This window comes from Bradyrhizobium sp. CW1 (genome assembly GCF_023100665.1).
Lineage (GTDB): Bacteria > Pseudomonadota > Alphaproteobacteria > Rhizobiales > Xanthobacteraceae > Bradyrhizobium > Bradyrhizobium canariense_D.
Genome location: NZ_CP064684.1, coordinates 6,186,227 through 6,209,796 on the forward strand (window position 1 = coordinate 6,186,227; position 23,570 = coordinate 6,209,796).

21 protein-coding genes are annotated in these 23,570 nt (G+C 60.2%); 8 read left to right on the top strand and 13 right to left on the bottom strand.

Going from position 1 to position 23,570, the window contains the following annotated elements; translation table 11 throughout:
• Window positions 1-29: 29 nt before the first annotated feature.
• Complete coding sequence (locus tag IVB54_RS41760) at window positions 30-251, top strand: transposase (RefSeq protein WP_346658303.1); 222 nt, start codon at window positions 30-32, stop codon at window positions 249-251.
• Between the two features lie 724 nt (window positions 252-975).
• On the opposite strand, the gene IVB54_RS30075 is transcribed toward IVB54_RS41760, so the two are convergent.
• Together IVB54_RS30075 and IVB54_RS30080 are read right to left on the bottom strand one after the other, a co-directional pair.
• Window positions 976-1,212, bottom strand: coding sequence for a hypothetical protein (locus tag IVB54_RS30075; protein WP_247363650.1), 237 nt, complete (start codon window positions 1,210-1,212; stop codon window positions 976-978).
• A gap of 1,856 nt (window positions 1,213-3,068) precedes the next feature.
• Entirely contained in the window at window positions 3,069-3,980 is a 912-nt protein-coding gene (locus IVB54_RS30080) for a hypothetical protein (protein WP_247776579.1), read from the bottom strand.
• 1,151 nt (window positions 3,981-5,131) lie between these two features.
• On the opposite strand from IVB54_RS30080, the gene IVB54_RS30085 reads away from it, so the two are divergent.
• Window positions 5,132-5,341 carry a hypothetical protein gene (locus IVB54_RS30085; RefSeq protein ID WP_007595423.1) on the top strand — a complete coding sequence of 70 codons (210 nt, stop codon included), beginning with the start codon at window positions 5,132-5,134 and terminating at the stop codon, window positions 5,339-5,341.
• A 319-nt stretch (window positions 5,342-5,660) separates the two neighbouring features.
• Window positions 5,661-5,837 (top strand): hypothetical protein, encoded by a 177-nt coding sequence (locus IVB54_RS30090; RefSeq protein ID WP_157643135.1) that lies wholly within the window; start codon window positions 5,661-5,663, stop codon window positions 5,835-5,837.
• 180 nt (window positions 5,838-6,017) lie between these two features.
• Here the strand turns inward: IVB54_RS30090 and IVB54_RS30095 are convergent, their stop codons facing one another.
• The 3 genes from IVB54_RS30095 to IVB54_RS30100 all read right to left on the bottom strand — a co-directional run bounded on the left by IVB54_RS30095 (window position 6,018) and on the right by IVB54_RS30100 (window position 7,272).
• Window positions 6,018-6,230 (bottom strand): hypothetical protein, encoded by a 213-nt coding sequence (locus IVB54_RS30095; protein ID WP_018459962.1) that lies wholly within the window; start codon window positions 6,228-6,230, stop codon window positions 6,018-6,020.
• 230 nt (window positions 6,231-6,460) lie between these two features.
• Window positions 6,461-6,595 (bottom strand): hypothetical protein, encoded by a 135-nt coding sequence (locus tag IVB54_RS41500; RefSeq protein WP_007595432.1) that lies wholly within the window; start codon window positions 6,593-6,595, stop codon window positions 6,461-6,463.
• A 431-nt stretch (window positions 6,596-7,026) separates the two neighbouring features.
• The gene (locus tag IVB54_RS30100) at window positions 7,027-7,272 is read right to left on the bottom strand and encodes a PilZ domain-containing protein (RefSeq protein ID WP_018459961.1); all 246 of its coding nucleotides are present in this window, start codon (window positions 7,270-7,272) and stop codon (window positions 7,027-7,029) included.
• A gap of 492 nt (window positions 7,273-7,764) precedes the next feature.
• On the opposite strand from IVB54_RS30100, the gene IVB54_RS30105 reads away from it, so the two are divergent.
• Complete coding sequence (locus tag IVB54_RS30105) at window positions 7,765-7,938, top strand: hypothetical protein (protein WP_162847251.1); 174 nt, start codon at window positions 7,765-7,767, stop codon at window positions 7,936-7,938.
• Window positions 7,939-9,114: 1,176 nt separating this feature from the next.
• On the top strand, window positions 9,115-9,297 hold the full coding sequence (locus IVB54_RS41765; protein ID WP_345946354.1) for a hypothetical protein: 183 nt from the start codon (window positions 9,115-9,117) through the stop codon (window positions 9,295-9,297).
• 58 nt (window positions 9,298-9,355) lie between these two features.
• On the opposite strand, the gene IVB54_RS30110 is transcribed toward IVB54_RS41765, so the two are convergent.
• The 6 genes from IVB54_RS30110 to IVB54_RS30135 all read right to left on the bottom strand — a co-directional run bounded on the left by IVB54_RS30110 (window position 9,356) and on the right by IVB54_RS30135 (window position 16,588).
• Window positions 9,356-9,502 (bottom strand): hypothetical protein, encoded by a 147-nt coding sequence (locus tag IVB54_RS30110; RefSeq protein ID WP_204513776.1) that lies wholly within the window; start codon window positions 9,500-9,502, stop codon window positions 9,356-9,358.
• 139 nt (window positions 9,503-9,641) lie between these two features.
• Window positions 9,642-10,139 (bottom strand): hypothetical protein, encoded by a 498-nt coding sequence (locus IVB54_RS41770; RefSeq protein ID WP_345946562.1) that lies wholly within the window; start codon window positions 10,137-10,139, stop codon window positions 9,642-9,644.
• A 3,474-nt stretch (window positions 10,140-13,613) separates the two neighbouring features.
• Window positions 13,614-14,072 carry a hypothetical protein gene (locus tag IVB54_RS30120; protein WP_088930802.1) on the bottom strand — a complete coding sequence of 153 codons (459 nt, stop codon included), beginning with the start codon at window positions 14,070-14,072 and terminating at the stop codon, window positions 13,614-13,616.
• The gene (locus IVB54_RS30125; protein WP_247295607.1) at window positions 14,062-14,637 is read right to left on the bottom strand and encodes a hypothetical protein; all 576 of its coding nucleotides are present in this window, start codon (window positions 14,635-14,637) and stop codon (window positions 14,062-14,064) included. The genes IVB54_RS30120 and IVB54_RS30125 overlap by 11 nt, the downstream gene beginning before the upstream one ends.
• Window positions 14,630-15,289 carry a hypothetical protein gene (locus IVB54_RS30130; protein ID WP_247295609.1) on the bottom strand — a complete coding sequence of 220 codons (660 nt, stop codon included), beginning with the start codon at window positions 15,287-15,289 and terminating at the stop codon, window positions 14,630-14,632. Before IVB54_RS30130 ends, IVB54_RS30125 begins: the two co-directional genes overlap by 8 nt.
• 1,122 nt (window positions 15,290-16,411) lie before the next feature.
• Entirely contained in the window at window positions 16,412-16,588 is a 177-nt protein-coding gene (locus IVB54_RS30135; protein ID WP_018458887.1) for a type II toxin-antitoxin system VapC family toxin, read from the bottom strand.
• A 659-nt stretch (window positions 16,589-17,247) separates the two neighbouring features.
• On the opposite strand from IVB54_RS30135, the gene IVB54_RS30145 reads away from it, so the two are divergent.
• The 3 genes from IVB54_RS30145 to IVB54_RS30155 all read left to right on the top strand — a co-directional run bounded on the left by IVB54_RS30145 (window position 17,248) and on the right by IVB54_RS30155 (window position 19,546).
• On the top strand, window positions 17,248-18,057 hold the full coding sequence (locus tag IVB54_RS30145) for a YqaJ viral recombinase family protein (RefSeq protein WP_247776580.1): 810 nt from the start codon (window positions 17,248-17,250) through the stop codon (window positions 18,055-18,057).
• A gap of 71 nt (window positions 18,058-18,128) precedes the next feature.
• Complete coding sequence (locus tag IVB54_RS30150) at window positions 18,129-18,356, top strand: hypothetical protein (RefSeq protein ID WP_247776581.1); 228 nt, start codon at window positions 18,129-18,131, stop codon at window positions 18,354-18,356.
• 17 nt (window positions 18,357-18,373) lie between these two features.
• Entirely contained in the window at window positions 18,374-19,546 is a 1,173-nt protein-coding gene (locus tag IVB54_RS30155) for an ERF family protein (RefSeq protein WP_247368007.1), read from the top strand.
• A gap of 811 nt (window positions 19,547-20,357) precedes the next feature.
• Here IVB54_RS30155 and IVB54_RS30160 read toward each other — a convergent pair.
• Both IVB54_RS30160 and IVB54_RS30165 read right to left on the bottom strand, forming a co-directional pair.
• Window positions 20,358-21,722: an HlyD family type I secretion periplasmic adaptor subunit gene (locus IVB54_RS30160; protein WP_247295615.1), complete on the bottom strand. Its 1,365-nt coding sequence runs from the start codon at window positions 21,720-21,722 to the stop codon at window positions 20,358-20,360.
• Between the two features lie 18 nt (window positions 21,723-21,740).
• On the bottom strand, window positions 21,741-23,564 hold the full coding sequence (locus tag IVB54_RS30165) for a type I secretion system permease/ATPase (RefSeq protein WP_247776582.1): 1,824 nt from the start codon (window positions 23,562-23,564) through the stop codon (window positions 21,741-21,743).
• Window positions 23,565-23,570 lie beyond the last annotated feature (6 nt).

A 23,570-nucleotide genomic window follows, 5' to 3' on the forward strand; every position in this document is an offset into this window, starting at 1 on the left:
ATTCAAACTTCCGAACTGGAGCTCGAATCATGCGCTACGAACTCGCTGACTATGAATGGACCGCTATCAAGCCGATGCTGCCGAACAAGCCGCGTGGCGTCCCCCGGTCGAACGACAGACGGGTCCTCTTCTGGATCCTTCGATCAGGAGCACCCTGGCGCGTGATCTGCCGGCGGCGTTTGGGCCATACACCACTTGCTACAACCGCTTCGTCAGGCGGCGGCGGGCTGGCGTCTGGGGCCGCATCATAAAAGCGCTTGCCACTGCCCATGATGCCGCTACCCAGATGATCGACACCTCCATTGTCAGCGTACATTAGCATGGGGCCTGCATCGCAAGGAACCAGCCAATCGATGGGAAGGTCCCGCGGCGGTTTGACGAGCAAAATCCATGCGGTGGTCGACAGCAATGGTCTGCCGGTACGGTTGGCGCTGAGCCCCGGTAAGGCCAATCCGTTCGACTTGCCGGATCAAACAATGTCGTCGGGTGGCGAGGCGGTACATAGGCTGGCCGCCAACTACCTTGCCTTCGTTCAGCTCGCGTCAATCAGGCTATGGCTGCGTCCTTATGAGTCCGCGTCTTAGTTCTTGCCAAGGCGGTCCGATGCAACATCGCGATGTGCGGTTTCGTTCTACCCCTTGTCATCGATGCCGCGCGAAGGGTTGGTGTCCGGCTGGGCACTGGTACCTTGCCGAGACCGAGCTGCTGGGCGGCTGCGATGCCGATCGTCACCTTGCACGATCTGAGCGAGGTGCCAGCTCCGGATACTGCGACTTGCGCTCAAATGCTTGAGCAAGGACGCCGCCTGGGACGTGGCCGGCCCCGCGGGTCGAGCTGATGAACCGCGCGACGTCTGGATCCATGCGCAATGGGATGAGGCGAAGGTGCCTTAGCGGCCGTTGGTGGAAGCTATGCTTAAAATCGTTCAGGGCGCGGGACGGATAAGACAAGCCGACCGCCCAGCCTCTTTCCGCATCAGCCGCGCTTCTTGTGAGCGGATGGCTTAAATTCCACGACCTCGTGCTGCTCGCTGGAATCCGAGTGCCCTTGTTGTTTTACGATGATCTCAAGCTCAAGAGCTTCGAAGGCGAGTTCATCCGCCAAGCGTTGAAAGAGCGCGCGCTTTTCGGCATCGGCCGCCGACTGACTCATAAGAGCAAAGTCTCTGGCGTCCGCGCGGAGCCTCTCCAATCGTCGCCTGAGGTCCTTCATCGTCTTGGCTCAGGTTCTAAACTCATCCTCGACGCAAACAGTAACCTTGCTGTCCGGGATGACGGATGATTCAACCACGGAAACAATATATTTGTTCTCCTAACTGTTAGTTAGCGGCGTATTCACCGCGCGGTGCATAGGCACGGTCGCCCGTGGGACCAACTTTGGATGGACGGGCTGGTGGTCACGGCGCGAGGCCTCGGCATTCCGACCTCGCCGCAGGTCCACCCAGCCAGGGTGCCATCAAAGGTACATCAAGGTCTGAAACCGAACAGACCCGAGTTTTGCACCGGACTAGGCTTCGACTAATTCTTTGTGTCCCTAGATGCGCTGGGATCCGACGGTGTCGGCGTCCCAGTGAGGTGGATGTCGAGGCCGTTTTCGCCCGGCTGCGCAAAGGTGGCTCCTCGCGACCGGCTCCGGTTTATGGCGCGATATTAAATGATCCAATTATCCGGCGTCTGGCAGGCGAGTTGCGGCGCCAGCCATCGGGACCCTGCCACGCCCCCCGGATCTCGGTCGCAAGTCTGCTCGCCGCTTCGCTCGCAGCTACAAACCCTGCTTTATCTAGCCAGGACACGTTTGGGCGAAACGGTCGTTCGTCGCTCGACCTGCGCTTTGGCGTCCAGCACTTTATCGCCAGCTCGCGCGGCGCGCGGCCGACTCACCTGGTCCGAAAGACTGGGGCCCTTTCCAAACGTTCCGACCGGAAGACCATTTGTCGCGTGACCACCACTGATGTTTCCTTTGGCCTGTGCTGCCGGGGCTGATGCGTTTCGGGCGGGTAATGAGCCGATGATCATCTGGTCCTCGTTGCTTGTACCCGTCCCAACGGCCCCGATCGGCAGGCCATTTTGCGCGTGGCCAACCCCGGCATTTCTTGCGGCCTGTGCGGCCGTCCGCGACTTTGTCGGCGTGGCGGGTTCAACGTTCGGATTGTTCAATTGATTGTTGGTGCTCGGATTTGCGCCGGTGGCGGTGTCTTTCGTCCCCATTCCGGCAGGCGCTGAGGGACCAGCGCCGGCGCTACCCGCATTCGTCCCCATTCCGGCAGGCGCCGACGGACCAGCGCTGGCGCTGCTCGCGCTTGTCCCCGTGCCCGCACCCGCCGACCCAGCATTTGCGGCGCCTCCTGGCGCGAGGACCAGCAGAGCTGAGCTGGCGACGATGGCGGCGAGCACCAAAGGGGTGGCATGGGGCATTGGACGATCTCCTTGCCAGACCGTTAACCATGATCCCCCGGCGCGGTTCCTCTGCGCCATGGCGGGTTCTGCCGCATGGTGCTGGACCGCACGCGCGCCCTCGATTGGTCGCACGCAAAACGCAAAACCGCGCCGGCTACTATTGCCGATTCAAGGTGCCATTGCAGATTAGTCAGCAGCTCTGACGGAGGTGGCCGCTTTAATGTAACACTCGGGTTGCTTCTGCTAGCCGGACCTTCTCTCTCAGCTCCTCAAGATCCTCGAGCGCGTCGAGTAGTTGCATCAGATTGCGGGTAACATGTGCCAGATTGGGCTTTGGGCGTCTGAAGATTCGAATTTTTGGTCCCATTGCTAGACGTCTCCTCGCAACGAAAATCACTGGTCCGACTGATTGGCAAGGAGCGTGCCATCTGAGCGTCCGCGGAGAGCTCCGGTGATGGGAACGCCAGTCGCGCTCCCGCCCCAATCTAACAGGGAAGGAGAGCGCCAAAAGGCTTCGCCATCCCCCACATTGGGACGATTATCTCCCACCCGGTTGCGAGTGAACTATGGGCTGCAAGCCGCGCGATGGCGGCAGCTGCGGAGCAAGCAACAGCCCTCGGCGCTCCGCACCGAGGTCTCGCAGCGATCGGACGCGTTGAAAACAGCTAATCCCTAGTCCTGCACGGCCTGGTCGGTCTGCAGCGGCGCGTGTGGCCGCCCCCTGTCTTGCGGCCGCGGAACGGTTGGCACAGGTTTGCGGATCGTGGCGGCAATTGGCCTGGGCAACGGCACCGGCGTCTTGGGGCGTAGGATCTGCTCGGAAGCGTTAGTGGTGATGCCGGCCAATCGTTCTTGGACCATTCTGAGCTGCTCGGCGGCATCCGCTCTGTCTCGCACCATTTGTGCCTGGACCGCCGTAAGCTGGTTGGAGAGCTGGCCAAGGTCGCGGACGATTTGATCTTGGCTGGCCTTGAGCTGCTCGATCGCTTGCTGCGGGTTGGTAAGGTCGCCCGACAATCCCTGGAGCGTCGGCGCCAGCTCCGGCGAACTGGGGCTGGCGGCTGCCTGGATCGCATCGTGCGGTGTAGTCAACGGCCCCGGTTGCTGAAGTGCCACATAGGTCGCACTCGTCTGAGTGGTAGGCAGAGCCGAGGAGATCTCGGCTCTTTCTTGCGGCAACGACGAAGGTGAAACGGCATGCGCGGACCACCGATACATCATTGCTCTGACCGCATCGCCGTCGGATGACTGCGCTGCAAGAGCAGCTAAACAGATGCCGCTTGCCAACAGCAGACCGATCAGGCCGCGCAGTGCCGGCCTTCCGCGCAATGAGCTCGCCCCGCGGTCAGGTGGTCGAAACCATTTCGCGGAATTCTTCGGCTGAGAAGGATGGCCCGTGCCATCCTGATCTAACTTGGAAAGCTGTTCGTTGACACGCGCCAGCTGTTCATCTGCATGTGCGATCTGATCATAGGCGTGGACGAGCCGTTCATCCGCGCGCGCAACAAGCTCGACGTCTTCTGGTGAGAGCGCGGGACCATGAATTTGTGAGCCGGGATATATCGGTTTAATCGGCGAAAGCATCGGCGTTCCCCATTGCACCCAATGTCACCCGGACCGAAGCCGAGCATTAAATCGGGCAGGTCCACACTCCCCAACGCCGGTTTGACCAAAGCAAGGCCACAAGATGAAAACCGGAGGGCGGATTTTCGGCGACAGCGCACAGGGCTCTAATCCGTCGAGGGTCTTCGGGATCGACGGACGGCGGCGCATCGCCCGGCAACCCGACGGAGCTGGCCCTCGCGGTTCGCGGGCCCATTCAAAGCGGTCGTAGTGCCAGCGACTGCACGCTTCTCCCCCAAGCCCGCCACCAGGGCATCTCGACCACTCTCGAAGACCTGACTTTGGTGGTTACAACCCTGGCGCTGCACGCCATGAACTCCGCCGCGCGCATCGAGCAGATGCCTGCCAGCGGATGCATCTTCGTTGCGGCGAATTCGTTTCCTTGTCGCGATCGTAAACCGTTTTGACGCCGCGGCCTCGGCCTTTCTGACCCGCTTTCGTAGCTCGATGAGCTGACGGTACTCGGCTTCCAGCGGGTCGCGATAGGAGAACTGCGCGGCTGGTGCACGATAGTTCGAATTTCCATACGACGAATATCGAATCATGGAAATCGAACCCGTTTTCAGGCAACCCCCGCTAACTGGTGGTTCGGAAAAAAAGCCGATCGACGCGATCGATATTCCGTCTGGGCAAGTTGGCAACGAATGTCACTCGTTAGGCTTGATGCTACCGAGGAGGCTGGATTGCGCTCGCGCTCGTGAACCGCCTACACGGAAGCTGTGCGATCGAGATGATCCTGATGCGGTGGAGCATCAGTAGCTTGACTTCGATGCACCGACCGCAGATCAACTCGCCGTCCCCGGCCGGTGGCGCAAGAACTATCAGCTCTTCTGGCGCGAACTCTTCTTCGCAGTGATCGCAGCGGGGGATTTCGAGCATCCGCGCATTTGCTCACGCAGTTGTGGCGGATTCGATAGCCTCTTTACCCGACCGCTCGCAAGAGCTTGATCAATACCCACGGCCGAGCTGCACCAAGTTCGTTCCCAATCGGGAACGTTGTTGAAGAAATCCCGGACGTTGCAGATTTACAACCCGCGCAGCCATTCGCGATACTAAGCTCGTCCATGGAGACGACCAGACATGCTTACTTCAACATGATCGCGGGGGGCGAAATGTATGATGTCTATCGCAATGACAGGCGCTTCTTGCTCGTTCTAAGTTCAGGCTCTCCCGTGCCCGTGCTTTACTCTGCACATAAGTGGCGGAAGAGCAGGAAACGAGTTCTCAAGGTCAGCGACGAAATCAAGTCAGCCGTTCAGGCACAAGGCTATTACGTCCGCAGCCTGCGGATCACCAAGGAGCGAATGATCGACGTCGAGTAGGTGGCGAGCGGGTGTTCTCGTTGGCGCGTTTGATCACCAGCAACCAAGCCGCCATAAGCGCGCTGTTCCGCGTCGTCAACCGCCATGTCGGCAACTTCGCACCGATGCCGGGGTGTTTCCGAACCATTCGGATCGGGGCTTTTCGGAGGGTGCAGAGTGCGAGATCCTCACGATTGCGGGTGGGCATGCCGCCTAGCACGGGCGGGCCGCCCTTACGTCTCAAACGGAACTCCATGAGCAGGCCGAGATTTTGGCTTTCTCCATTGAACCTTTAATCGAACTGTCGGACGAACCTTCAATCGGAAACCGGAGGTTTCCCATGAAGCGTCTGATCTCATCTGCAATCGCCGCCGTTGCCTTCCTCATTGTTGCAACCACTATGCTGTGGTCTTACACACCTTCGGCTGAGCGCCATGTCACCCGTACAGCCATAGGTCATTGCAAGAATTTCCACAGCCTGGCCGGGACAAAAGCGTCCGAACTATTGCCTTACTAAGCGCCAATAAAATGCGTCGAGACGATGTGACCTGTAGCAGGTGGCTGGATGCCACGCCGACATGAGAGTAGGCGAAGGCGCTGCAATGGCCCGTTGCCGGATGATGTGCTCAAGATCATTATGCGCGGGACCGAGAAAGAAGCTAATCGGGCGGCTTGAACCGCGAACTGCTTTGGCAGCTTAGCTCGCCGCCGCGCCATCCAACCGCGCCAGCCCAGCCTCGATCACGGCGATATCCTCCTCGATCTGCTGGACGGTCGTCCCGAAATCAAAACCTGTACGTGCCTTTAGGTCCACGGCCAGTTTCCGACGCTGCATGCGGAGATCATCCAGAGCCCTTCGATTGTTCAAGCGAACGTAACCGTCCACAATCAGCTCGATTGCGTTTGGCATCCCACCCCCTGTCGTGATCGACCGGCGCCGAACCGCTTACACACTTCAAAACGGCATCTCTTCGCAAATTGTGTGCAGCAGCCCAAGCCGACCTGAGGCCAGGAGAGCAAGGGGCTGCACAGTTTAATGGAAAGACCGGCTCCCAATGTCGCGATTGCGCGTTGTTCATCCCTTTCGAGATCGCCCCATGAGATGCCGTCCATGACGGGTCTCCGTCGCAAAAGAACTATTTAAAATCCAAACGCGCGACCGATCTGCCGCAGCATAGCCATGGCCGCGTCGGTGTACCGACCGTGGGTCAGGTATTGATCCACTTGCGCTGTACTGATCAGCGCAACAACGAAGACCGTGAAGCCCTTAAGCATTGGGGCGTCTCCTGAAAGAGACCGCCAACCGGGCGTGTCGAATAGACTGTTCTCAGAATGCGCTGCCGCATAATGCGACTGTATGTAAATGGTGACAGTGACCGGTAACCAATCCCTTAACCGGCGTTAGGTGCGCGCGCCAAGGGCCGAGGCGAAGGCGCTGCAAGAGCCGTTGCTCATGTGCTCTAGGTCTTGATGCGAGAGTTAGGAAAGGAAGATTAGCCGCTGCACAGAGGCGCGCGGTTCCTCGATAGCGCAAACAAGAAGCGGCGAGTGTTAGTCCCCACAAAATGGAAGTCACTTCTTCATGGCGTCTGCTGCATCGGGGGACCACGAACGGATTTCCGGTCTATTGTTTGACATCGCCCATCCATGCCAGCAAAAGAACCGCGAGTTCCATTGTAGGGCAGAGCTAACTGACTCTTCTCCGCCTAAAGATCCTCGAACGAGACCCCGATAAGATTTCCACTCAACCAGACTAGGCGGCAACTTCGGATGATGCGATCTTTCTCGAGCATTAGTTTGAATGTGGAGGCCACGTGCCGCTTCGACGGAAGCTCAACTGCTGCCCCTTCTTCCGACATGTTGACCACGCGGCAGCGTAAGCTGGCGCCGTCGCCTGAAATGTAGGCGACCTCGTCCACATCGATGCGCTCCAGCTTTCGACGTTCTATCATTTCATTATAGCCGCAACGTGATCATCTTCGCCCGATGTGCACCTTGTCTCTAGCAGCTTAAATTGTCGCTCGATCTGTGTTGCTAGGTCTGATCGTTCCTTAGCAAGAGCTTTTCTTTGCTCAAGCATGTCGTGTCCGTCACGCTCGAGCACCTGGATCAAGGTGGTTTGACTTTCGATATAAAGCTGCTTGGTTGCGATTGCTCGAGCGATAGCCGCTAGTTCATCATCGCAATCCGAAGTCATTAGCAATCTCATGGCTGGCCTGTCGGCGAGTAAAGCTACATCCTACCTGGCCTTACCTGCGAAAACGTTACACTTGTCCCAGCAGCCCGGCGCCTTCTTTTCCAACGGATTAGTCTGAAGGCGCACACGCGACACATTCTCCCGTTTGTGCGGTGTCCGTACTCTTACGGACGTTGCGCATCCGCAAGCTTTGACGTCTACTTCTGATTGTTTTTATGACGATCTTTGTTTCCCGACGAGAGGGCCCATGAGCGTTAAAGCCATGATGGCGATGATCCTCCAGAACCAACTGGCCTTGCGAGGCGTGCATTCGCTGAAGGCGTCTGACTACGACCAGATCGTAGAACTTCTGATTGAGCAGCTCAGAGAGCTGGAGCTGAGCTTGGCTGTGCGAGAGATTACCGACAAGCCCCGGGAATAGCAGCAGCACCCGATTTTTTAAGGGAGGACGAAGACGAATGCGGAGATTATTGTTCAGCACCAGTGCCCAAAGCCGACAACCGCTACTGGCTGATCCGATAGAACAGTGGCGGATACCCGGCCAATCGGGTCCAGAGCCACGCGTTGGTGCGGCCTTCAGTCAGATTTCGTCCGTGCAGCAATCTCTTTGACCTTTATCAACGTTCGTTCGAATTCTGATTTGAGATATTGCTCGTGCGCCCGGTCCGTTGGCTTCAGGAGAAATGCGACTTTCACGAAAAAGCGGTTCAACAGCGAAGTAATTAAAAGATTGTCCGAGTGTTTCGACCGGAGCGCCGTAAGTCGGCGACGCATCTCGATGAGATCAAGCGTTTCGTGGTCCGGCTGCTCTCTCAAGTGAAGCTCGCGCGACTGTCCAGCGTCGAAGTCGCTGCACCGAATATAATGGTGCGGCGACTTCGCTGGGGTGGAGCGGACAAGGACAATGTCCGTGTGCGCAAACTAGTCCTCTAGCGCGCGGCCGCAATCGCGGTCTGGAATTAAGCTTGATGTTCGTGTTGCAAGTTAATTCTGGAACTGAGCAGGGCGAACGATAGGAGGTGTTGAATTTCGGATGCACTGCCCGGGCTGTTCAATGTTGAGCGCAACGTGGACACTCCCCATCTGCTGCTTTGCCGAGCCATCATGCGAATTCTTGTCTGAGGTCTTGCGTCTCCCAACGTGCACCATCGCTCCTGACGATCTTCTTGGCGCGCTCGAAGGCGTGGCTTTCGGCTGCATCGTCGCCGACGCGGACATCCTAAAGACGTTGGCCGTCTTCCGGCTCGGCCCCAGGGCGATCATCGGCGGCTCGTGCGTGACGCCCTTCGTCTCTCGTCAGAGAGGCAAGTCGGTCCAATTGATTAGCTAATCCGGTGAGTGTCCTTGCGACGCTCTTCAACAAAATTGCTCGTTCGGTGGAAATTGCGGATGATTTAGCAACGGCCTTGTATTCAATCGCGAGTTCTTGACGTCGGGCGGCAACATACAACCAACGGCCGGTCTGTCCGGTAGCGGACACACCCACCTGACCTGAGGCCGGCTCGCGGCCTTTAAATAATAAAAGGAACTTAATTTATTTAATTGCTTTAAATTTCGTGCGGCTTAATATCCGCACGCCACCGACCGGAGCTCAAGCATGCCAAGCCCCACAGAAGACGAGGACCGCCGCGAGTTCTTAAAGACCTGCGGTAGGTTTGCCGTCGTGACGCCTCCAGCGATGACGCTCCTGCTATCAACATCGCTGACGTCTAACGCCATTGCGCGGTCTGGCGGGGGCAGCTCGCATGAGCATCACCACCACCACCATCATGACGATTAAGGCAGTGGCATTTCGATAGGCGTTGCCTTGGGCAACGCCGTAGGCGATCATGCCGGCCTTACGCCGTCGCCGGCATGGAGTGGGCGGCCCTGGGGCGCTCCTGAAGCCCCCCTGCGCTCCAGGGCGCTTTCCACAGGCGCACGACCCCGATCCGGGCGAACATCACCGGCGCGCCTCGCTCCGCGACCAGTAGCAGCACTTTCATTCTGGCCGATCGCCGACCGGCAGCCCACCTCGCTTGTTGGGCGCGAATCGGCGAACTGTATAGGCAGGCGTAGGCGTGCAACAGGCTGGGGGGCCGCTGGTGAGAAGGTGGACGCCGGAAGATCATCAGCGGCTGATCGCTATGGCCGCCGCAGGAAATCGACCCGACGACATTGCTCGCGCGCTGGGGCATGGACAGAACCGGCTGTGCGAGGTCGCGCGCATCTCCACAACATCCCCTTGCGATTGGTGACGCAAAAGCGGAAGTGAACCGGAGTTGAGGCGGCCTCATTCGCGCGTAGGGGGACCTGATTGAGGAGCTGCGAGATCGCCGTGACAAGTTGGGCCGGCGCAAACGGCTTCTGCAACAGGATGCTGTTCGGGACGCTCTGGGACGCCCAATGGTCGGCCGCAGCGCCGGTCATGTAGATCACGGGAAACGTCGGCTCTTGTTCTCGAACCTGTCTGGCCAAGTCCCAGCCGCTGAGCGAGCCCATAACGTTCACGTCCACAACAAGCGCCCGATACTCTTTCATTCCGCTCTTAAAGAGAGTCAGAGCTATCGGTTTAATCGGCGAATGCATCGGCCCATCGCACCCGATGTCACCCGGGCCGAGGCCGAGCATTAAATCGGGCAAGTCCACACTCCCCAACGCCGGTTTGACCAAAGCAAGGCCACACGATGAAAACCGGAGGGCGGACTTTCGGCGACAGCGCACAGGGCTCCAATCCGTCGAGGCTCTTCGGGAAAGACGGACGGCGGCGCATCGCCCGGAAATCCGACGGAGCTGGCCCTCGCGGTTCGCGGGCCCATTCAAAGCGGTCGTAGTCCCACCGACTGCACGCTTCTCCCCCAAGCCCGCCACCAAGGCATCTCGACCCCTCTCGACGACCTGACTTTGGTGGTTACAACCCTGGCGCTGCACGCCACGAACTCCGCCGCGCGCATCGAGCAGATGCCTGCCAGCGGATGCATCTTCGTTGCGGCGAATTCCCTTCCTTGTCGCGATCGTAAACCGCTTTGAGGCCGCGGCTTCGGCCTGTCTGACCCGCTCTCGTCCCTCGATGAGCTGACGGTACTCGGCTTCCAGCGGGTCGCGATAGGAGAACTGCGCGGCTGGTGCACGATAGTTCGAATTTCCATACGACGAATATCGAATCATGGAAATCGAACCCGTTTTCAGGCCACCCCCGCTAACTGATGGTTCGGGAACAAAAATGCCCGATCGACGCGACGATATTCCGTCCCGGCAAGTTGGCAACGAATGTCACTCGGTAAGCTTGATGCTACCGAGATACGTTAAACCTGGAACTGCTACCAGAAATGGATCTGCACGTGAGCCGGCTAGCTATACGAACACGCGAGATCGAACCGCTCCGAATACTGACGACGCCAAACCACGAACATAATACCGCAAATATTCGTTGCGAGTTGCGGCCACTTCTGTTTGAGCTGTGGAGAATAGTGAAAACCAGAAGAAATAAGAGCGCAGCTCGCATTTAATCCGACGCAGTGAGTCGGAGTGCCTGAAGTGCCGGACATTTGGTTTCCACTTCTCGCGACCGCCATCGTCGGCACACTCCTTTTCCTGGCGTTCCGACGATAGCGCGCCGTGTGGCAATAAATCCTCAGCGGCCGCTGAAATCGCGGTTCCCTACGTGATGCCTTTGACTGTGCATAAACAGGAAGGTTCACTTCCAAGACAGGAGGTGGACGTGAGTACCTGGTTGCTCATTTTTCTAGTTATTTTGAGCGTGGGCATTTTAATCGCACACGCTATCGACGCGATGCGCTCCTGAATCGCCGGACGTCACGTGCCATTTAATTGGATTTTCCTGAAGAAGACCAAAATCGCGCACTTGTCTAATCGTAAGCGCTGCTCCGGCTCGAAATAGAGCGGCTGAGGGCTGAGTCTTCCCGCATCGGTCGTCAAGGCGAGGCAGACTGGTGAGTCGGGAAGCAAGACAAAGGAATGCATGTTGGTTTTGGCACTAACAAGGCGAAGGCTGTCTTCGCGCAGCTATGCAAGTCGCAAAGCGTTCATTGTTCAGACGCCTAGCGGCTAAGTTTGCTCTCTCAAGAGAGAAGAAGCCCCGCGGATCACCACCCGGAGAGCGAGACCGACATCGGCTCGCGCCTTACTAATGCTAGCAGAAGGAGGGAGAACCACCGCATGAAAGCCGCGCAAATCGGGCGTTATTCGCAATGCTCAGCAGACGCCCTGAAACTAACCTCCTGCGAGACGATCCACCGCCCGATGGGAAAGAGCCGCGCGAGCCGATATTCGGCCCCGGAGACAGCCCCGTGTTGAGATCCACGCTCCTGCGCTTTCCCGCGCCAGCGTTTCGCGGCGCTCGCTTGCAGCTGTCGAACTGCGGGACCTTTCGAGATTAGGTAGCCAAGGCCAAGCAGAGATCTCGTCGTCGTCGGCCAAAACGCGCGATCTGCCGATTTTCCTTGGCGCGGGATGCTACATCCGGCGGATCCAAGCTAACGCGCGCAGATCGCGGCGGTGCCGGGGCAGTAGACGGTGCTGGCGGTGTTTTGTGCGATTGCGAGATCCAAGGCGCGGCCTTGTCTGCGGGCGGCAGTCACCTGGAAGCCGTCCATTTTGCGAATTCGAAAACCGTGAGGCCCGAGCGGCAGGCCAGCAGCAATATCTTGCTTGCCGCTCGCAGCAACTCGACGCGCGGCAATCCACCGAGGCAAAGCCTACAGCGAGTGTGCGAAAGCGAACAGACCTGATGGGTGAATTTGACTAGTCTCGCGGTGGTCCCAATTGCGGGCCACGTCTTCTGGGGCAGTACCATAGAGGGGCGTGCAATGGACGCTCGTGCGCGACTGGATGGTTGTCATTTCGCTCTGCACCAAAATTGTGAGGCACTCGCGTCTCAAGTATCCGAACTTGAGGCTCTTCGAGACCGAGTAGCCAAGGCCGAGCGCAGAATCGTCGGTGCGGCACGCGAAACTGGAGCTGGAAAGGCGGTTTATGAGCGCAGTGCGGTCGGCCCGGCCAGCAACGCGATCATCTGATCAGCGTAAGGGTCCGGGCTTTCAAGACTGACTTCGCTGCTACCCGCCCCAGCCGGGGGGCCGGACTGTGGACATTCGTGATTACCAACCGCAATTTGAGCAGATGTCCCTCGATGAGTTGTGGGCTCTCTACACGGACGTCGACCAGATTCTCGCCGCGAGGATCGTTGCCAAAAAACAAGAACTCGACAGGCGACTCCAACAACTCCACCAAACTTATGGACCGGGCGGTTCATCAGAGCTCAGTGTCCGCGCATCATCGTCGGGTCGCGACCGCCTCTGACAAGGGCGTCGCGCTTGCCGCAAACCCAGCGCGCGAGCGAGGCGCCCCGCCTACGGTGATCGGGCCATCGATCAATGTCTGCCGGCGGTGGCTTCAGCTTGTGGCTGCACCTGTCGTCCTGGCAACAGACCAAGAGACCGCGGCCGCCGAACCAGCTGATGTCCATAACCGGGAGCAATGAAAATGCAACACCACAGCATCGCCGACGTCAGCTGCGTCATTCTTCAATGCCTGGATGCATATCAAGCCGCTGACGTTGAACCACTCGTGTTGAAGTGTTTCCCGGATCTCGACCGGCATACGCTTTGGCAGGCGTACAACGTCGCCTTGGTGGCATACACGTCAGGCACAGGCCTTCACCACCAACAAAAGGAAGCAGCGGCCGCTGCGATAGTGAATTTGGAAAATGCACGGGTTGATCGATCGCCTTAATAAATTCCGTTCGGAGACCAAGCTCGACACGTCGATCGACGCTAACACCGGCGCGATTGTTGGCACACCCGAGGCGACCGGCGGCCGCTCAAAGCGTTGGGGTCTGAGCGCGTCAACTTGCGGAGCTAAGTTGAATCGCTTCAACAAAATTGGGTTCGTTCTGCACATTCCGAGTCTCCCTTCATCTCGCGGGCGGAGCCGCGCGCGAACATTCCAGTCCCAGTGCGCCATCTCCGCTCGGGCTCGCCTTGGGCTCAAAGCGGTGCTTGAGCAGCTGACGGGTGTGGTCGGCTGCTTGTGCAAGCCGGCTATCCCCACAGCTTTCCGCCTTGGCGCGCCGCAGCAGCCTTGAACCGACCGCGGCTATGTGCCTGCGCCAGAGAGGCAAAGTCGGACCAACTTATCCCGCCTTGCCTGCGAGCGACGAAGATACCGCTCGACCATCTTGAGGTCGTGGAACGTATGGAGGCCCGCGCCCGGTCGCAATGGTCGCCACGGCACTAGGGCCAGATCGCAGTCAGGCACAGTTCCGTACAATTCCGTCAGAAGCGCGCCAGCCACCGCGCGCGCCGCGGTGACATCGAGTTCGGCCTGCGCGATCGATCGCGCTTGCATCAGGTCGATCTGGCCGGGCATTGAGGCGATGATCGCGCGGGCGAGTTGATCGACGCGCTCGAGCCGATCAGAGCCGAACTGCGCTTGCGCGGCCAAACCATGGCGACGGGCATTTCGGCTCGCCCGCGACTTTCCAGCCGCGGATGCTGGGCCGGTGCTTCGTTTCGCGTTGGCGCGATTGGCGGCGCGTTGCCGGTCAGTGGTCATTGCTGGGCGGCTCCCGCAAACGCAACACGTCGGATGCAACAGCGTCCCGGTCCGGCTGCGCCGGCCGTTGCCCTTGCGTCTGCATGCGGCGGTAGAACGCAAGCCCCGCGAGTGCCCTGTCGCGCCGCGCGACCTTTGACGATTGTAACTGCTCGAGCACGAGCAATGTCGACAATGAATCGAGTACCGCCTCTGCCTCCAGGCAGAATTCGTTTAAGCCGGCCTCCTTGAGGACGGCTGCCACTTCGGCCCTTGCTTTCAGATCGCCACGTGACCAGCGCTCCACCAGAGCCACACGGTCGGCGTCGTTCGCAGGGTGATGTTCTGCAAGGAAATTGTAGAGTGCCTGACCCTGGCGCGCCGCGATGACGTGAGAGGTGGCGCGCCGGAAGATTGTAGTCTGCCGATCGCTGTGCGCCAAATCCTCGGCGTACATTTCCTCGATCCGGTCGCGCGGCTTGAGGGCGGCCTTGACCTGACGATCATTCCCCTCGGCTTCATCGCCCCAGGCGCCCGGAAGCGCTCCTCCGTTGATCGAATCTGCACCGCGCGCGGGTCTAGACATCTTTGACCTCCAACAGGGCAGCCCACAATTGATTGCATAGTCGCGAAGGCTCCTTTTCATGGAAGCTCTTGCGCTCCTGCAAGGAGAGGCCCCGCTTGGCGGCCTTCAGTCGTGTCAATCGATCAAGCGCCCGATCGAGTATCGCATCGCATTCGCGTTCGTATTCCAGCTCGCGCGCCAGCACGTCCTCGGTGAGAAACTCAGCGGCCATCATCATCCGGACCTCCTCGCAAGGTGGCGCCAGTGCCGGCAGAAACTTCTTCTCGACTTCCCGGCGTAGAGCCTTGATCCATGCTTTGGTCGTCCTGAACTTATATCTCGGGCAATGTTCGCTGAGGTGACCCGTCACATGGCTGCGCAGGGACGCGAGCGCTATCTCCACCTCATGCGCTTCATGCGCGCGGTTCAGCATCTCCAGGAATACCTGCAGCCCCTGAGATTCGTCATACGCCGCATGCCTGGGGTCGAGCCGCGCGGAGTTCATGCGGGTTTTGAGCAGTCGCTGGTAGCTGTGCTTGCGCCAGACCCACTTGGTCATCGTTAGCACGCAGTCTTCTTCGTCCGCCCCGCAGGGCATGTGCTCGTTGGTCAACCGCATCAGCAGAAGCGCAAACTCAAGCGGATCTTCGCCGTCCAGAAACAAGAAATCCATTTACCTTTCTCCCCACTGATCAACATCGCTGAACTGACACAACTGGCGTCTCACCAGGCGCGGAGACGGGCTGCGACAGATGCGCAACGCCGCGCCGGTCCACGGCTGGATCAAACAGTTCGCCAACGCTGGCCGCGAATGATGTCCGACGACGGTTCGATCAACGTCGTCGACCCACCTCGCCTGGATTCCATCATCGGTGTAAGGGTGCACAATCACGGCCGCCGCGCGGCGGCCGTCGAAGGGCCGTTGCGAAACCCGCCGTGCGCGGCCGTGCCGAACAATATGGGAGCAATTGAGCTTTGATCGCGCGGTCATTTCCTTGCCTCTCGTAGAGAGAGAACTCGTCCGACCGAACGTCGGACGAGTTGTTTCCCGGAAACTCCCGTGGGAAAAAATGAGCCAACCCAAATCAAGCGGTCTTGGCTTCACCGAAAAGGTGACACGCCAGAAGTTAAAGCAGACCTAACGAGCGCCGACAGGGTCCGCGGCTGCGTTCTACTTTTCAACACCTATATGCGGCAGGGAGCATCCACACGGCAGCCCCTGCAAGTCCGAGACGGCGCGAACGCAAAGTTTGAACGGCGATACGATTGAAATGCTTGATTTCGCGCACCAAAATTGGGTTCGTTTTCGCATTTGAATTCCGGATGCGATTTCTGATGCTCCGAGCCTGCCGCTGCTCAAGCTGCGAGCTTCATGCGCGAACTACGACACCATGACGCTTCGCCTCGATCCTTAGTTTTCGAGTTCGCTGATTTCGTAGCCACACGCCCGGTCCGCCGCCGTTTTCGATGAACTCGACCCGGGCGAACTTGAGCGCTTGCCGAAGGGGCTGCTCGTTCACTGAAGTGACCGAAATTTCCCCATCAAGGGACTGCTCGCCGGATGGTCTTGCGGGGCTGTCAGACTAAGGCCGCCGCAATTTCCGTATCGATGAAGTCATCGCCTTTGAAGAGCAGGGGCTCACGTGGTCGTTGCCAACGCGTAAGCAAAGCAGTCGCCGAAATTCAGCTTGGCGGGATGTCCGCTGCCCTTGCCAAAATCACGGTAGCCTCACGCGCAATTCGTGCCTGAGGTTCAGTAACCGGCTCGATGGCAATCCGTGCTTCCTTAAGCAGATCATGGAAGCGCCGGCTGGCGATCGGATCGCGGCTTCCATCGATCACGAGTGCCGCTTCCAACGAAGTTGGCGGCCGACATGCAGCGCGGCGAATGGCTCTCGATCGCAAGTGCGGAGGCTTCCGCTTCGGGTTCGTCACGCAGGATGGCGACCAGCGCGGAGGTATCGATGATCATCGGGGCAGTCCACGATTATCGTAAAGGAGTTCGCTGTGATTGGCCGAGCGATAAGGTTCTTTCAAGCGCTTGGCACGGTCTGACCGATCTGCAGACGTCGGTCCGATAGCCGGGCGTCCTGCTCGCGGTGGACGCGCTCAAGGCGCTTGGGGAACGGCGGTCGTGACCGCGGCAGCCATGGGTTCACCGGTGCGCTGCGCGAGCTCTGCAGCCAGACGGGTTTTGATGTTCAAGCCCATTGGTACCTTCTACCATGTAAGTCATGCCATTCTACCCGACCGCGCGCAGCGACCGCACACCTAAATTCCAGGGCGTGGTCTGCGGGCTATTGGCGCGGTCTTTCCTCGGCTGCTTTCCGGAGGCGAACGCCGGGACCTCCTCCATTCGAGTCGATGAACTCGACGCCGGCCGACTCTAGGGCTCGGCGGATTGCCTGATCATTCGCCGCTGTCAACGAAGTATCTCCGTCGCTTACTTCCGCGCGGCGAATAGTATTGGCGCCAAGCGCCGAAGCCTCCGCAAGCTCAGCCGCGCTCCACCTCACCAATGCTCTACCGGCCCTGATCTGAGCGCTAGAAAGCTTGCTTTTCATGTTGACTTTTAGCCTAAATGGGTTATATTTGCCCATATGGAGCGATTCGTGTAGGGAGCGATCTTGAATGAAATCCACCAGCTGGACAAAGCGTTTCGAAGACCGCCGCTCGTTCATCGGCGGGTCCGATGCTCGGATCATTATGGGCAACGACGCAGGCGCACTGCTCCGGCTCTGGCAGGAAAAGCGCGGCGAGGTCGAACCTATCGACCTGTCGGGCGATCTCATCGTCCAGCTCGGCACCGCGACCGAGCCCCTCAATCGCGCCTGGTACGAGCGCCAAACCGGCCGCGCCATCGAGCACGTTCAGCGGCGGGTATTCCACCACGTGCACAAGTGGATGGCCGCGACCCTGGATGGGCGGGTGCACCAAACCGGCGCGGTGTTCGAGGCCAAGTTCATGCTGCCCTGGAATTTCTCTGAGGAAGCGGCGGCCGACAAGCACATGGCGCAGCTCCAGCACAACATGTGGGTGGTCGCCGCCCGCGCCGCGGTGCTCTCGATCATCACCGGCGGCGGCAAGTGGCTGGAAATCGAGCTCCATGCCGATCCCCTGTACCAGCATCTGCTGCTCACCGCGGAGAAGAAGTTCTGGCGCTGCGTGCAAAATGGCGAGGCGCCGCAGCTGTTCGGCATCGAGCCGCCCCGGCCGCGGCTAGCGGCGGTGCGGGTGGTCGACATGACCGGCTCGAACGTCTGGGCGGAACTGGCCGCGCTCTATCGCCAAACCCGCGCCGCGGCGCTGGACCACGAACGGGCGAAAACCGAGCTCAAGGCACTGGTGCCGGAAGACGCCAAGGAGGCGAGCGGCCATGGCTTGCGGGCCAAGCGCCCCAAGTCCGGCGCGATCAGCTTCGAAGTGGTCGACGCCGCGTAAGCAGCCGGCCAGATCAACCGCGGGCCGCGGCTTGGCGCGGCGCCAGCTCCCCGCCTTCAGAGAGTCTGTCGATGCGGCCGCGCTTTGACTTTATCCATCTCGACCCCTCCTCGGATCCTCCGGAGCCGTATCAGGAAGCGTTCGAACTGCTCGGGGAGTTGTGGGCCAAACTCCACGGCTTTGAAGCGTCCTGCGCCCAAGACCACGTGCTGCTCGGCCTGGTCCGTCACCTAGAGCAGCAGCTGGTCGTCGCCGGAGTCGTCTTGGCGGTCCAGCTGGACGTCCTGAACAACCGATGATTTCAGCGGAGACGGCGATGCAGCGATGCAGCGAGACCATCAGCCAGATCGCCGGCGCGCTCGCCAAGGCGCAGGCCGAGCTGGACAACCCGGAGAAATCATTGACTGCCACGATCGCATCACCCTTCCCGCGCGAAGAGAGCCGCACCTTCCGCTACGCCTCGCTCGCCAGCGGTCTTGAGATCGTGCGCAAGTGCCTCACCAAGTACGGGATCGCGACCGTGCAAGCGACCGCGATTGATTCCGACACCGGCCTCATCAGGCTCACCACCACCCTACTCCACAGCTCGGGCGAATGGATCGCCTCCGACTGGCCGGTGTGCCCGGTCACTGAGACCGCCACCCCGCACCGGATGGGCGCCGCCCTGACCTATGCCCGGCGCTACGCGCTGTTCACGCTGGTCGGCATTGCCGGCGAGGACGATCTGGATGCGCCGGATCTGCTGGCTGGCCCGCCGCTCGCGTCGCTGACCGGACCCGTGGCAAAGCCGAGGCCGGTCAAAGGCGTTGTGAACCAGCCGCTGCGCGATGCGCAAGCATCGGCCGAGCTCCGGAACCGCCTGCTTGGCGAGCTGGGGTCACTCCCGAGCGGGGATGACCTCCTGAACTGGGCCAAGACCAGCCTGCCGCTCAAGAACACCCTCTTGGAGCGAGACGCTCGCGCAATTGAAGCCGCCTATCAGACGCGGCTCGAGGCGGCCGTCCCTTGCGAGATCAGCATCGCGCCGGACGAGCTTGCGCTCGGAGACCCGGTGCGGGCGGAACGATCTGTTGAGGTTGGCGCCGAGCGAGTTGGCGCGGCCGACGGCCAATCCAACCCCGAGCCAAGCATCGGGCTGGCCTTCCCCAAGGAAGCCTCTCGCAAGCGCAACAAGGCGCACCTCGCATTCGTGCGCGACCAGCCCTGTCTCATCTGCAAGCAGACGCCCTGCGATGCCCACCATCTCAAGTTCGCGCAACCACGAGCGCTCGGCCGCAAGGTCAGCGACGAGTTCACGGTGCCCTTGTGCCGCGCGCATCATCAACAGCTGCACCGCCATGGAAACGAAAGGGCATGGTGGTCGGAGGTACAGATCTCACCGCTGCCCCTTGCAAAGGAGCTTTGGGCAGCGAGCCCAGTCCATGAGCGTGCGACAGCGTCCGCCATACCACCTCCGCCGGCCTCAGGTCCGGGGACCACTGCACGATGACTCGGCCGCAATGTGGGGTCAGCGAAGCGAATGGCGCGAAGGATGGGGACTTAACCGCCGAGCGATCTTTTTGTGTCCTGCCATGGGTCGCGCGGCTGAACCTTACAGCCCAAAACCCCGGCCAATCTCCCGCATCAGTCTGAACGCGGCGTCAGTATGGCGGCCATAGAAGAGCGCGCGATCAAGCTGAGAAAAGATGCCCATTCCGAATAGCGCGATAGCAATGCCTCTAAGCATGGTTGTCGACCGGGTTGAACGATGCTGTTAAAATTCAAAACGGCCCCAGCCGCAGGATGGGGCCAACAGCGGGGCCGGCATTCCCATTTCAATGTGCCGCAATGGGCGGTAATCGGCACGGTCCCAGCTGGCCACATGAAAGCTAACGAATAGTTTCGCAACTCCCAAGCCGATCATGGTGCCTCCATTGGCTCCCTCGTTTCGCGGGTGCCAAGCCGACCAAGCAAGCAAAATCACCGTTCGGGAGCACGCCATGTGTTTGAGCGTTGTCGTCGCCGGCCAACGGCTCGACGACGGCACGCGGACCGCAAATGCCTTTGCGGCCGCTAGGGTAGCTAACTCTCGCGATCATGGCGCGCCGATACCGCACGGAAGCGACGCTGTATGTCGCGCATTCGCTGTTCAGGACCTTAGGCCGAAACGAGCAGGATCGAGTTCGGGGCTATCCTGCCGCCATGAAAAACGAACGCGAGAAGGGCTGAGCGAAGCAGCGCCGTTTTATCAAGCCTCAGACCGAAAGGCTTGAGCTCACCGTACACGCGAGTGCTCAGCATTGAGGTCCAAACCGCTCGCTTCAGGTTTCGCGGAACGCGCGGGAGAGGCTGTCGAGGACAGGCTTCATGATGTACTCGAAAAACGTACGTTCTCCGGTCTTGATGTAAATGTCCGCGGGCATCCCGGGCGTCGGGATGAATTCAGGCATTTGCCTGAGAATATCGTCCTGGTCCAGGCGCACCCGAACAACATAGAATTCCCCACGCGTGTCGCCGTCGCGACGGGTTTCGGCCTTCCCCTGCACTTGCTCCGCCAAGGCGTCCGCTGACACGTAGATGACGCTCGCCCCGACCATGGGCGTGATGCGCTGGTTGAGCGCCGACAGCCGCACCAGCGCCTCCTGGCCTACGCTCACATGCGAAATGTCCTTGGGGTTCACATGTGCCTCGATGATGCGCTCGTCGCCAATCGGCAGGAGCTCAAGGATCACGGCACCAGGAGAGACCACGCCGCCCGGTGTATGGAAGTTGTTCTTCACCACAATACCTCGAACGGGCGACCGGACATCGACCCGATCGACCACATCCTGAGCGGCGCGAATCTGCTCCTCTCCGTCGTCCAGCTCGGCCTCGGTCTCGCGCAACTCCTTGATCGCCTCCCGAAGTGCCGTCGTGTGGAGCTGCGCTATTCGTTCGTTCGCCTGGGCGATCCGCTCCTTCGAATCGGCGATGCGGCCGAGATATTCGCCTAGCTCACCCCCGAGACCCGCCTCTGAGCGTCGCAACGCAAGCACATCCGACTTGCGGACCAACTGCTGGCCAAGAAGGGAATTCTTGTCCTTCAGCTCTTCGACGAACAAGGAAATTCGCTCTTTGGTGGACTGAACTTGCGCCTGATATCCGCGGATGCTTTCCTCCAGCCCAGCGATTTGCTTTAGGAGTACGCTTTCGTCGGTCACCAGACTTGCCCGGCGGGCCTGAAGCTCGGCACGTTGCCGCTCAAGAATCGCTTTGATTTCTGGATCACGTGCGTTCTCGCTGAATGCGGCCGGGGTTTCGATTGCGTCAGAAGAGCTCATTTCAGCTTCCAGACGCGCCTTCATGGCGAGCAGTCGATACTTCTTCAAAACCAGCCGTTTCAGCTTGGCGTTGGCAGCGGTATCGTCCATGCGAACCAGGACCTGGTTGGCCTCGACGGCATCCCCGTCCTTGACCGCAATCTCGCGGATGATGCCGCCCTCGAAGTGCTGGACAAGCTTGTTCTGCCCGGTAGCCACGAACGTACCCGAGGCGACGACCGCACTGTTGAGTGGAGCGACTGCGGCCCAAACGCCGAAACAGCCGAGCCAAACAACCAAGATGGCGAGGCCGGTGAAGATGGGCCATTTGGCGCTCAGCGGAACACCGCGGTACCACTCGCCGATGTCGTCCTTTACCGCTCTCATGCTGTCCTCCCGCGCTCGTCACCCGCCCGAGGATTCGATGCGTTGCGGCTGCTCCGGCTCATCACCGCCGGCCCTGGCGGGCGACCGAACCAGGCGATGCAACACCTCGCTCGGAGAGCCGAATGCTTCCGCGCGTCCGGCCCGCAGTATCAGCACTTTGTCAACACTGTTCAGTAGCGCCGGGCGCAGGGTTACGACCACGGCGGTGACCCCCCGCCTCTTGGCGCGCTGCAGGGTCTCGGTCAGAGCCTGCTCGCCCGCCGCGTCGAGATTCGAGTTGGGCTCGTCGAGCACGACAAGGGACGGATTACCGAAGAAAGCCCGGGCGAGCGCGATGCGCTGCTTCTGTCCTCCCGAGAGCGGCCCGCCACTGCGGTCGAGCACGGTCTCGTATCCTTGCTTCAACTGGCAGACCATGTCGTGAATTCCCGACAATATCGCCGCCTCATAGATGCTCTCGTCGGGCAAGTCGTCGCGCATGCGGCAGATGTTCTGCTTGATGGTCCCGGGAAATAGCTCGACCTCCTGGGGCAGATAACCGCTATATTCCCCGAACTGGCGGCGATCCCAATTGCGCAGCTCCGTTCCGTCCAGCCTGACCTTGCCGGCTGTCGGCACCAGACAACCCACCAGAATGCGCGCGAGCGTCGACTTGCCCGATCCGGACGGTCCGACAATGGCCAAAGACTCTCCGGGCGCGAGCTCGAGCGACACGCCATTGAGCACCGGCTCCTTCGAGCCCGGCGGCAGATACAAGACCCGATCAACGCTCAGGCGCCCTTGCGGTCTGGGCAAGCGCAGCTTAGGCGCCTCGCGCTGAAATGACTCGACGGCCTGCTTGACGCGGGCATAGGCCGATCGCGCCTGAACGCAGCTGCGCCATCCCTCAATCAAGCCCTCGAGCGGCTGCAGGGCGCGGCCGGCAATGATCGAAGCCGCGATCATCATACCCCCGGTGATCTCGGCGTGCAGGGTCAGATAGGCACCGGTACCAAGGATCGTGATCTGGGCCACGAGGCGGACGAATTTCGACGCACCGCTGATCCAGAAATTCCGGTCAAGGGCTTGGCTCTGCACCGTCAGCGCCGGCGCCTGCCGGCGCCCCCAGTGGAGAATGCTTTCGCTGAGCATTCCCATCGCATTGATCACCTGCGAATTTCGCGCCAGCGACTCCGCCGCCGCATCGGCCTCGGCGGCATGCAGGCCAGCCTCGCTCAGACGCTCCGAGGTCGCTTTCTGGTTGATCAGCGCAATAAGTGCCAGGACCAAACCCGATACGACTGCGATCCAGCCCAGATCTCGGTGAACGAGGAATATGACTGCGAAGTAGAGGGGCGAGAGGGGCGCGTCCATCAGTAAAAGCATGATAGGGCTCGAGATGAAGCCCCGCACCTGGTGAAGGCTGCGGATCGCCTGGATGGTTCCTCCCTCGCCGGCCCTGGCGTTGTTGATGCTGCTCGCCAGCACTGCGCCGCCCAGCACCGCTTCCATCTTGGTCGCAAGACGCCCCAGCACCTGCCGACGCAGAATGTCCACGATCGAGAGGACACCGATGAACGTCAGCGCGAGAGCCGAGAGCATCAGCAGTGTCTCGAGACTACGGCTCGTCAGCACGCGATCGGATATTTGAAAGAGGTAGATCGGCAACGTGAGCATCAGCAGATTCACAACGACCGAAAATGCTGCGACCGCTACGAGGTTGGTGCGCGCGACCGAACGCCAGGCGGCCAGCGCGTTGACAGGTCCGACATAGTCGCGGGCCTCGCCGCCGGGTGCGACGCGATGTTGAGCTCCGGAATGATGGTTGCGCGGCGGATCGTCCAGTGTCTCGACAGCTGCCATGTTTGC